Origin of the sequence: Streptomyces ossamyceticus, from assembly GCF_001418475.1 — a bacterium.
GTDB classification, from domain to species: Bacteria; Actinomycetota; Actinomycetes; order Streptomycetales; family Streptomycetaceae; genus Streptomyces; species Streptomyces ossamyceticus.
This window is the reverse complement of the sequence record NZ_LIQX01000192.1, coordinates 1-10,493: the sequence shown is the minus strand read 5'-3', so window position 1 is coordinate 10,493 and position 10,493 is coordinate 1. Positions and strand designations below refer to the sequence as shown.

General features: G+C 69.8%; 7 protein-coding genes and 1 riboswitch. Of the genes, 3 read left to right on the top strand and 4 right to left on the bottom strand.

The features are described 5' to 3' along the window. Positions 1-53: 53 nt before the first annotated feature. On the bottom strand, positions 54-1,133 hold the full coding sequence (locus tag AOK15_RS15620) for a C40 family peptidase (RefSeq protein WP_055517113.1): 1,080 nt from the start codon (positions 1,131-1,133) through the stop codon (positions 54-56). A gap of 485 nt (positions 1,134-1,618) precedes the next feature. On the opposite strand from AOK15_RS15620, the gene AOK15_RS15615 reads away from it, so the two are divergent. Continuing rightward, entirely contained in the window at positions 1,619-1,972 is a 354-nt protein-coding gene (locus tag AOK15_RS15615) for a hypothetical protein (protein WP_055517111.1), read from the top strand. Positions 1,973-2,061: 89 nt separating this feature from the next. On the opposite strand, the gene AOK15_RS15610 is transcribed toward AOK15_RS15615, so the two are convergent. Beyond that, positions 2,062-3,240 (bottom strand): C40 family peptidase, encoded by a 1,179-nt coding sequence (locus AOK15_RS15610; RefSeq protein WP_055517108.1) that lies wholly within the window; start codon positions 3,238-3,240, stop codon positions 2,062-2,064. A 9-nt stretch (positions 3,241-3,249) separates the two neighbouring features. Beyond that, positions 3,250-3,424: riboswitch (cyclic di-AMP (ydaO/yuaA leader) on the bottom strand. Positions 3,425-3,698: 274 nt separating this feature from the next. Here AOK15_RS15610 and pcrA point away from each other — a divergent pair. Continuing rightward, the gene (gene pcrA / locus AOK15_RS15605) at positions 3,699-6,197 is read left to right on the top strand and encodes a DNA helicase PcrA (protein WP_055517106.1); all 2,499 of its coding nucleotides are present in this window, start codon (positions 3,699-3,701) and stop codon (positions 6,195-6,197) included. Positions 6,198-6,375: 178 nt separating this feature from the next. On the opposite strand, the gene AOK15_RS15600 is transcribed toward pcrA, so the two are convergent. Further along, the gene (locus tag AOK15_RS15600; protein ID WP_055517103.1) at positions 6,376-7,950 is read right to left on the bottom strand and encodes a M23 family metallopeptidase; all 1,575 of its coding nucleotides are present in this window, start codon (positions 7,948-7,950) and stop codon (positions 6,376-6,378) included. 353 nt (positions 7,951-8,303) lie between these two features. Continuing rightward, a complete protein-coding gene (locus tag AOK15_RS15595) occupies positions 8,304-9,164 on the bottom strand; it encodes an esterase/lipase family protein (RefSeq protein WP_055517101.1) in 861 nt (286 codons plus the stop codon). A gap of 710 nt (positions 9,165-9,874) precedes the next feature. Between AOK15_RS15595 and AOK15_RS15590 the strand changes: the two genes are divergently transcribed. Beyond that, positions 9,875-10,291, top strand: a complete 417-nt coding sequence (locus AOK15_RS15590) for a coenzyme B12-dependent isobutyryl CoA mutase small subunit (RefSeq protein ID WP_055517099.1) — start codon at positions 9,875-9,877, stop codon at positions 10,289-10,291. Positions 10,292-10,493 lie beyond the last annotated feature (202 nt).

Sequence of the window (10,493 nt, the reverse complement as noted above, 5' to 3'; positions counted from 1 at the left end):
GCCCGGCCGCCGGTCCTCGCCCACTCCTCGCTCACTCAGCGCTCTCTCCTCGCTCAGGCCACCCGCGTGGCGCCGGCGAACGGCATTTCGTCGAGGGGTGCCACGCGTACCGGGGCGGAGGGGTTCGGGGCGTGGATCATCTGACCGTTGCCCACGTAGATGCCCACGTGGCTGATGCCGGAGTAGAAGAAGACCAGGTCGCCGGGGAGCAGTTCCGCGCGGGAGACGCGGCGGCCGGCGCCGATCTGGCCGTAGGTGGTGCGAGGGAGGGAGACACCGGCGGAGCGGTAGGCGGCCTGGGTGAGGCCGGAGCAGTCGAAGGCGTTGGGGCCGGTGGCACCCCAGACGTACGGGCTGCCGAGCTTGGAGTACGCGTAGGAAACGGCCGAGGCGGCACGGGCATTGGGGGCGTCGGAGGCGGAGGAGGCCGGTGAGACCGGGCCGGTGACGGTACGCGGGGAGGAGAGGGCGGAGCGCGAGGCGTGACCCGTGCCGGAGCCGGGGCTGCTCAGCCGGGTGCGGTCCTCGGGCGTCAGGCGGTCGAGGAGCCGCCGTGCCTCGGTCAACTTCGAGGTGACCGTCTTCTTGTGTCGCTTGACCTCCTGCTGCTTGGTCCTGAGGGTGCCCAGTTCGACACGAGCGGCCCCGCGGAGCCGTTCGATCTCCAGCAGTTGCTGCCGTACGCCGGCCACATCGGCCGCCTGCCGGGTGCCGACGCGATCGGCGAGGGCGGCGTTGGCGAGGTACTGGTCCGGATCACCGGAGAGCGCCAGCTGCCACGACGGGTCGATGCCGCCGGTCCGGTACTGCGCGGTGGCCAGCGAACCCAACTGCTCGCGGGCGGAGTTGAGGCGGTCGGTGCGGCGGGCGGCCTGGTCGCGCAGTTCCTCCAGGTTCTCCTGCGCCTTGTCGGCCTTCTCCTTGGCCCCGTTGTACTTGTCGGTGGCGACCTCCGCCTCCTCGTACAGCTTGTCCACCTTCGCCTTGATCTGCTCGGGCGTGAGGCGGGGGTCGGCGTGCCCGGTACCGTCGAAACCGGTCGCGGTCGCCGCGCCGGCGAGCGCGAGGGTCGCGGCCGTGCGGACCGTCGGGCCGCCGAGCGAGCGCTGTCTGGGCTTGCGGTGCGCTGCCACGTGGGACTCCATGTCCTCTCGTACGACCGCCGTCCGTGCGTCGGAGCGCACAGTCCGCCTGGGGGAGCGGTGACGCATCCGGCGGCGGCCCGCACAGGGGGGAGCGGGACGCCGCCGGACTTTCTCGGCGGTGGTGTCCGACTGCCGCCCCTGGCCCGGGCGGCGGTGGGGAGCCGGTCACCTGAGGGAGGACGTTAAACCTGAGTGTGTCGGGCCGGTAACGCCTTGTACGGAAGTGGCGTGCACCGACCGCGAGGTGACCGTATGTGACCGTGATCCCGCCCTGGCGCCGCCGTAATCACGCTGCGCGATGATCGATGCGGCCATTCCCGGCCGGGCGGGACGAGACGGTGCTATAGGGCGCATATATGCAAGATCGGGCCCGCCGTCGCCGGGTGCGGCACAGCGCCCTCGCCCACGCCGGAAGCCCCAAGCCCCCGCCCCCGGTGCCCGGCCGGTCGTCGCCTTCTCATTAGGCTCCACCCATGGACGTACTCATCCACCTCTTCGTCGCGCTCCACATCATCGGGATCGCCGCTCTCCTGGGTGGTTTCCTCACCCAGATGAAGGCCATGGGCCAGGGCGCCGCCCGCTTCGTCCCCGCCATGCTGCACGGCGCGCTCACCATGCTGATCACCGGAGCGATCCTCGTCGGCCTCAACCAGGCGGACGACCAGCCCGTCAACAACATCAAGATCGGCATCAAGATGGCGCTGCTGGTCGTGATCCTGGGGCTGGTGTACGTCAAGCGCGACGAGGAGACCGTGGACAAGTCGCTGTTCGGACTGGTGGGCGCACTCACCATGGCGAACATCTTCATCGCGGTGCTCTGGACCTGAGCCGGCCCGCCTCCCCGGGCGGACCGGCCGTGCGGACCTGCCGTACAGCTAGCCGTACCGACCGGTCCCGCGAACAGACCCCGCGACCGCTACGCCGGCCGCACCACGCTGTGGATGGACGACTCGCCGTCGTAGAAGATCGACTCCTCACGGACGTAGGTGCCCGGCTTCGGGGCGTGGATCATCATGCCGTTGCCGATGTAGAGGCCGACGTGACCGATGTTGTCGTAGAAGAAGATCAGGTCGCCGGGGCGGGCGGCGGAGAGCGAGACGGTCGTACCGGCGTTGACCTGGTCGTAGGTGGTGCGGGGGAGGTCGACGCCGGCGGCCTTCCAGGCGGCCTGGGTGAGGCCGGAGCAGTCGTAGGAGCCGGGGCCGGTGGCGCCCCAGACGTACGGCTTGCCGATCTGCGCGCGGGCGAAGGCGAGGGCCTTGGCGGCCTTCGTGGCGTACGTCGAGTCCTCGACCGTCGTCGTGGTCCCGGTGGACGTGGACGGGGAGGTGGAGATGTCCTGAGCGGCCTCCTGTGTCTCCTGGGCCGACTCGGCCCGTGACTCGGCCGCCGCCTGCCGGCGCGCCAGCTCCTCCGCCTTGCGGTCGGCCTCCTCCTGCTTGCGCCGCTCGATGTCCGCGAGCCTGGCCTTCTCCTCGGCGGTGAGCTGGGAGAGCAGTTCGCGGGCCGCGGCGAGCTTCGCCTGGACCTTGGCCTTGCTGGACTTGAGGGCGTTCTGCGACTCGGTGAGCTGCTCCAGGCCCTCGGACGCCTCCTGGCGCCGTTGCGAGGTCTCCGCCTGCTGCGCGACGTACCCGTCGACGGCCTCCTGCTGGCGGTCCGTCAGCCGGTCCATCAACTGGTTCTGGGCGAAGTACTCCTGCGGGTCGTCCGCCAGGAGCAGGGCCGCCGTGTCGGGGGCGGCCGCGCCCGTCCGGTACTGGGCGGCCGCGTACGAACCCAGCTCCTCGCGCGCTTCGTTGAGCTTTTCCGTTCGCTTCGCGACGTCGTCGAGGAGGTTGTCGACCTGTTTCTTCTGCTTTGTGGTCTTTTCCTTGACCGAGTTGTACTTCTCGGTCGCCGTCTCCGCCTGGCGGTAGAGGTCGCCTACCTTCTTCTCGACCTCCTCCAGACTCGGCTTGTCGTCGGTCGAGGGGGCGGCGGTGGCCGTCTGGGAGAGCAGGGCCACGGAGGTGAGGGCGGCGGTGGCGAGGGCGGGGGTGCGGATGCCCGCGCGCGTCCGGCCGGTCGGACGCGGCTTGCGGTGCGGCGCCATGGTTCGGCGACTCCTTCCGTAGTCCGCCTACCGAGTTAGCTGTCGGGTTCGGGCGCATGCTTTCGGAAGGTTTGCCCTACGGCCCTCGCCGCGTACGGCGGTCGGGTCGATTCACCCCAGAGGTCGGTGGGTCCCCGGCTCCGGCTGCCGTGGAGGGGCGCACCGGACTCGGCGGAGGCCGTGCGGCCCGGCGACGTTCGCCGGTTGGGTCGTACGGCCTGAACCAAGACGCTAGCCAACTGGTGTGGTCCGTGTGAAGGTTGATGTTCGATATGCCCGATACGTTTTCGTGACCTTGGCCTCGCGGACACGATAGGTGCTACGGTCGATCGCTCACCGTGATGGGGTGGGTGCGACCGGTGGCCGACGGCTCCGCGGGGCGCGGCTCGGAGCGTGCCCGCACCGACTTCCCGGGGCGGCCCCTCGCTGTCAGTGGGGGCGCCTAGACTCGGAGAGCGATGAGCAGCCTCTTTGACGACAGCTTCCTGGCGGACCTCCAGGCCCCCCGCGGCCGTGACGAGGAGCCCCCGCCGCCGCCCGAGGACGATCATGTGCCGGAGTCGATTCCGGACGATCTGTTCGGCGGGAAGTTCGACGTGCCGCCGGACCGGGACACCTACTACCGCGACGGTGCCCCACGACCCGTGATCGACGCGGCGGCTCTCCTGGACGGGCTGAACGAGAACCAGCGCGCGGCCGTCGTGCACGCCGGCTCCCCCCTGCTCATCGTGGCCGGCGCCGGCTCCGGCAAGACCCGTGTGCTCACCCACCGCATCGCCCACCTGCTCGGCGAGCGGAACGTCCACCCGGGCCAGATCCTCGCGATCACCTTCACCAACAAGGCCGCGGGCGAGATGAAGGAGCGCGTCGAGCAGCTCGTGGGACCGCGGGCGAACGCGATGTGGGTCATGACCTTCCACAGCGCCTGTGTCCGCATCCTGCGCCGCGAGAGCAAGAAGCTGGGCTTCACGTCCTCCTTCTCGATCTACGACGCCGCCGACAGCAAGCGCCTGATGGCCCTGGTCTGCCGTGATCTGGACCTCGACCCCAAGCGCTTCCCGCCCAAGTCCTTCAGCGCCAAGATCAGCAACCTGAAGAACGAGCTGATCGACGAGGAGGACTTCGCCGCCCAGGCCACCGACGGCTTCGAGAAGACCCTCGCCCAGGCCTACGCGCTCTACCAGTCCCGCCTCCGCGAGGCGAACGCGCTCGACTTCGACGACCTGATCATGACGACGGTCAATCTGCTGCGCGCCTTCCCGGATGTCGCCGAGCACTACCGCCGCCGCTTCCGTCACGTCCTCGTCGACGAGTACCAGGACACCAACCACGCTCAGTACGCCCTGGTCAGGGAGCTGGTCGGCACCTCCGAGCACCCCGTCGACGTGCCCCCCGGCGAGTACGACATCCCGCCCGCCGAGCTGTGTGTCGTCGGTGACGCCGACCAGTCGATCTACGCCTTCCGCGGCGCGACGATCCGCAACATCCTCCAGTTCGAGGAGGACTACCCGAACGCGACGACGATCCTTCTCGAACAGAACTACCGCTCGACGCAGACGATCCTCTCCGCCGCCAACGCCGTCATCGAGCGCAACGAGTCCCGCCGCCCCAAGAACCTGTGGACCAACGCGGGTGCCGGCGCGCAGATCACCGGGTACGTCGCCGACACCGAACACGACGAGGCCCAGTTCGTCGCCGACGAGATAGACCGCCTCACGGACGCGGGCCACGCGAAGGCCGGGGACGTCGCCGTCTTCTACCGGACCAACGCCCAGTCCCGTGTGTTCGAAGAGGTCTTCATCCGCGTCGGCCTGCCCTACAAGGTCGTCGGCGGTGTCCGCTTCTACGAGCGCAAGGAGGTCCGGGACGTCCTGGCCTACCTGCGTGTTCTCGCCAACCCGGAGGACTCGGTCCCGCTGCGCCGCATCCTCAACGTCCCCAAGCGAGGCATCGGCGACCGTGCCGAGGCGATGATCGACGCCCTCTCCCAGCGCGAGAAGATCAGCTTCCCGCAGGCGCTGAAGCGCGTCGACGAGGCGTACGGCATGGCCGCCCGGTCGACGAACGCGGTCAAGCGGTTCAACACGCTGATGGAGGACCTGCGGACCGTCGTCGAGTCGGGTGCCGGTCCGGCGACCGTCCTGGAGGCGGTCCTCGAACGCACGGGCTATCTGGCCGAGCTGCAGGCGTCCACCGACCCGCAGGACGAGACCCGCATCGAGAACCTCCAGGAACTCGCGGCCGTGGCCCTGGAGTTCGAGCAGGAGGCCGGCGCGGCGGAGGGCGAGGGCGCGACCTCCGCCAGTCTCGCCGAGTTCCTGGAGCGGGTCGCCCTGGTCGCCGACTCCGACCAGATCCCCGACGAGGACGAGGACGGCTCGGGCGTCATCACGCTCATGACCCTCCACACCGCCAAGGGCCTGGAGTTCCCCGTCGTCTTCCTGACGGGCATGGAGGACGGTGTCTTCCCGCACATGCGTGCCCTCGGCCAGACCAAGGAGCTGGAGGAGGAGCGCCGCCTCGCCTACGTCGGCATCACCCGCGCGCGGGAACGGCTCTATCTCACCCGGTCGTCGATGCGCAGCGCCTGGGGGCAGCCGTCGTACAACCCGCCGTCCCGCTTCCTGGAGGAGATCCCGGCGAGCTACCTGGAGTGGAAGCGCAAGGGCGGCTCCGCGTCGATGCCCTCGGGTCCGGTCGGCGGGATCGCGTCGTCGCTGTCGTCGTCGCGCTCCCGTTCCTCCGCCTCGGGCGCGTCAGGCTTCGCCACCCGTCGCACCAGCGAGAAGCCGGTCGTCTCCCTCGCCGTCGGCGACCGCGTCACCCACGACCAGTTCGGCCTCGGCACCGTCATCGCCGTCAAGGGCACGGGAGCCAACGGGGAGGCGACGATCGACTTCGGTGACGCCAAGCCGAAGCGGCTGCTGCTGCGGTACGCGCCGGTGGAGAAGCTGTAGCGAGCCCCGGCGGAGTCTCGGCGACGAGCCTCCGCCTTCGAGGGCACCCCTCCGCCTCCGCCGACGAGCCTCCTCCTGCGCTGACATGACTCGGGCCCCTGCTCGGCAGGGGCCCGGTTGTCGTACCTGATCTTGTTCGGCTTGGCTCGATCTCGCCCGATACGCCGATGGGCGACGGTTACGTCGGGTCCAGTCCGTGGCTGCGCAGCCACGGCAGGGGGTCGATGGCCGAGCCACCCGCGGGGTGAACCTCGAAGTGCAGGTGCGGGCCGGTCGAGTTGCCCGAGTTGCCCGAGTAGGCGATGACATCGCCGGCCTTGACCGTCGCGCCGGAGGCGACCTTGTACGTGGAGAGGTGGCAGTACCAGGTCTCGGTGCCGTCCTTGGCGGTCACGATGACCATGTTGCCGTAGGCCGGGTTCCACTGCGTGCGCACCGTGCCGTCGGTCGCGGCCATCACCGGCGTGCCGTACGAGACGGGGAAGTCGATCCCGGTGTGCAGCGACATCCAGTTGACGCCGGACTGCCCGTAGTACGCGCTGAGCCCGTGCTTGGCGACCGGCAGCGCGAACTTCGGCCGCAGTCGCTCCTTGCGGGCCGCCTCGGCCGCTGCCTTCTTCTGCTCCAGCTCCTGCTGGGCCTTCAGGTCGATGCGCTCCTGCGTACGGCTCGCCCGGTCGGCGAAGTCGTCCGCCTCGGCGGACAGGCTCTCCAGCTGAGTGTCGAGCTGGTTGTTGGCGGCGGACGGCTTCACGGCGGTGGCGTCCGACTTGGTGGCCGCCGTCGTCTCCGTCTCGCCCCCACCGATGCCGACCGAGGCCGCCGCGATACCGGCTACACCCATGACGCACGCCGACGGAACAGCCACTGTCAGCAGGGCGGAACGTTTGGCCGGAGCACGGCGACGTGACCGCGAGGCCGCGCGAGTGGCCGCCCGGCCCGGGCTCGCCGTGGCGGGCGGGGTGACCTCTTCCTGTTCGTCGAGGAGCGCGGCGCCGCCGGACTCGAACTCGCCGTCACCGGAGAGGGCTTGATCGTCGTCGTACGGGGCGAGCTGCTCGAAGGTGGCGGTCGCCTGCTGGGCGAACTCCACGGCTTCGGGGGAGGGGTGCTCGTGCGCGTCGGGCACCTCGGGGGCGCTGTCGCCGTGGTCGTACGACTCGGCGGCGCCGCCTTCGTGCTCGTCGGAGGCCTGCGTGCCGTCGGTGTTCCACTGCGTGGCGTCGAAGACGCCCGTCGCGAAGTGCTGCACCCCGACCCACTGCTGGGTCTGGTCGGCGTCCAACTGGTCACTCTGGCCGAGCTGTTCGGCTTGCAGCCAGCCGCTCGCGTCCCACTGGCCACTGGCGTCCGGGCCCTGTGACTGGCCCGGGACCTGGGCGAGATGCCCGTAACCGGTGGACCAGGACGTCGAGTCGTAGTTGCCCGTGTCGTACGCGGCCTGATGCTGCGCGGCATACGGGTCGTAGTTCAGGGTCTGGTGGCTGCCCGTGGACCACTGGGAGGCGTCGTAGGAGCCGGTGCCCGCGTCGTTGCCCGGAAGGTCACCGAAAAGAGGGTCGGTCTCGAAGGTTCCGGTGGCGTTCGCCTGGGCACCCGTGCCGGAGTCAAAACCAGTGGCGGAGTAATCGCCGTACGTGGTGAAGTCGCCGTAACCGGCTCCTTGGTGGCCGTACGACGCGTAGTGCGCCGGGTCGGCATCGGAGGCCGGAGCCGGGGATGTTGCGGTCCCCGACGGGTGACGATCGTTCACCAACTTCTCTTTCGCCTCGACGACAGGGGCTGGCAGAGCAGTGCGGTGACTGTACCCGGCGGTATGCGGGCGCGACAATCTTCAACGGGTTTCGCGGTCGTAGGAAACGGGCATTCGAGCGTCTTTCGGCGGTCTATGGGGACGAGTTTGGCTTTGCGTTCGAGGTTTGTTCGATAACTGGCGGCCGTGTGGGGCCTGTGGGGCGGCCGAGTTCCGGGGTTTCGGGCGCTCCTCGATGTGTGAGTGCGTCGTCTGTGGGGCGCGTGGATGCTGAGCGGAAGGGTGTCGCGGGTCCGGCGCGTGGCGGGGGCGTGCGGAAGTGTGCCGGGTTTACGTAGATCTGTCCCTTGTTGTCACGCTACCGTCAGGCCGCCCGGGCGGGCGGCGGGGCGGGTTGCCGTCGGAGCCTCGTCCAGCGCCTGGCGGATCTCGTTGGCGATGGTGGGGTGCACGGGCAGTGCGAGATGACCGATACCGGTGACCTGGACATTGCGCGCCATGAGGTCGGGGTGGTCGACGCGGGCGGTCTCCACCGGCACCATCACATGGTCGAAATCGCTCCAGAACGCCACGAAATGGGTACGGCAGCCCGGCGCCGGCTCACGCAACTCCTCCAGCAGGTCCGAACCCGGCCGCATCTGCCGGACGATCGGGTGCGCGTTCGCGAGGGGGGCGACCTGGGTGCCGCCGTGCGGGGTGCCGAGCGTGACGAGCGTACGGACGCGGCGATCGCCGCCGAGCCGCTGCACGTAGTACCGCGCTATCAGCCCGCCCAGGCTGTGCCCGACGACGTCGACCCGCTCCCGGCCCGTGCGCTCGCAGATGTCCTCGATGTGCCGGCCCAGCAATTCGGCGGCGGCACGGATGTCGAAGGTCAGAGGCGAGTAGTTGAGGGACTCCAGGTGTCGGCCGCCGCCCAGGGCGAGGGCGCGGCGCAGCAGGACGAACACGGAGCGGTTGTCGATGAACCCGTGCAGGAGCACGACCGGAGGCTTGTCCTCCGTCGGCAGGCGGGGCGCGTCCGCCGAAGGGGGCGGGGGTGTGGTCCGGCGCTCCTGGATGATCCCGGACGGGTAGAGCAGCAGGTGTCCGGCGAGGATCGCCAGTTCCAGGGCGGTCGCCTTGAGGAGGGCGACCGAGAGGCCGGTCAGTCTTGTGGGCAGGAGTCGCTCGCAGAGCGGAAGAAGGGGCGCTGCCGCCCTGGTGACCTTCATGCCCGACCCTCCCGTCGGCAGACGGTCGGACGACCGGCGTCCCCCGTATGCCCTAGTGGAAGGCCCGCGGTGCGGTCGGCGGGCGGCGTGGACGCGAAGCCTGATCATCTGCGGCGCCTGGTGCGTCCGCGCACATCCGGGGTGTCCGGATGCCTCCGATCCCTGCAACGTGTGGTGCGCCCGCGACGCGTGAGGCGTCGGTGACGCTACGGGAGCCGTCGATTCTCCTTCTGGCCCCCGCTGTCCTGCCGTCCACCGTCCGCCTGGTGTCGATCCTCCGTCGCCGTGGCTCCCGTGAACGGCGAGGGCGGTGCGACACCTTGCTGACGGCCTTCCTGTGCGCCCGCTCCCGTTCGTGGCGCGCGCGGCACGAGGGCTGAGGTGCCCGGCAGGACTGCCGTGGCACCTCGATCCCCGCGACGCGTGAGCCGCGAGAGCCGGGAACGGTGCGCGGCGAACGTGTCCCATCGTGTGATTTCCCCCTCGGTCTCCACCGCGAAACTGCCGGTTGCGGGATGCTGGGGATAACGTTCGTTCACTTCCCCGGTATGTGGTGCGGGTAGCTGTTCCGCGGAACGGATGGCATGCGCCGGATGGCATGCGGACATGCCCGGTGCGGCGGATAGTGATATGGGCGGTTTTCGCGGTACGTGCGGTAATGACGGCCGTGCTCTGTTACGGATGGGTGTAGTCGTTTCATGGAGGCAGTGATGGGTGTGGCAGCCGGTCCGATCCGCGTGGTGGTGGCCAAGCCGGGACTCGACGGCCACGATCGCGGGGCCAAGGTGATCGCGCGGGCGCTGCGCGACGCCGGTATGGAGGTCATCTACACCGGCCTCCACCAGACCCCGGAGCAGATCGTCGACACCGCGATCCAGGAGGACGCCGACGCGATCGGCCTGTCCATCCTCTCGGGCGCCCACAACACGCTCTTCGCGGCCGTCATCGATCTCCTCAAGCAGCGTGACGCCGAGGACATTCTCGTCTTCGGCGGCGGCATCATCCCCGAGGCCGACATCGCGCCCCTCAAGGAGAAGGGTGTCGCCGAGATCTTCACGCCCGGGGCGACGACGGCGTCGATCGTGGACTGGGTCCGGGCGAACGTCCGACAGCCGGCGGGCGCGTAACCGCCCCGCTGGGTCTGCCGCCCCCAGGACCCATTGGGGCTGAGGGGGCGGCTTCGGGGTCGGGGCTCGTGCATGGAGGAAGAGGGGGCGGCCTCGCGGTCGGGCTCGCGTATATCGGTGGGGGTGCCTGAGGGCTGGTCGCGTGCACCGCTGCGGGGCGGCGGGAAAAGCGTGGGGCGCAGCCCCTGCTTTTCCAGGGGCG

Excerpts from the sequence above, each read along its gene's own strand:
- pcrA (WP_055517106.1), top strand. The coding sequence starts at position 3,699 with ATGAGCAGCCTCTTTGACGACAGCTTCCTGGCGGACCTCCAGGCCCCC.
- AOK15_RS15610 (WP_055517108.1), bottom strand. The coding sequence starts at position 3,240 with ATGGCGCCGCACCGCAAGCCGCGTCCGACCGGCCGGACGCGCGCGGGC.
- AOK15_RS15595 (WP_055517101.1), bottom strand. The coding sequence starts at position 9,164 with ATGAAGGTCACCAGGGCGGCAGCGCCCCTTCTTCCGCTCTGCGAGCGA.
- AOK15_RS15590 (WP_055517099.1), top strand. The coding sequence starts at position 9,875 with ATGGGTGTGGCAGCCGGTCCGATCCGCGTGGTGGTGGCCAAGCCGGGA.
- AOK15_RS15615 (WP_055517111.1), top strand. The coding sequence starts at position 1,619 with ATGGACGTACTCATCCACCTCTTCGTCGCGCTCCACATCATCGGGATC.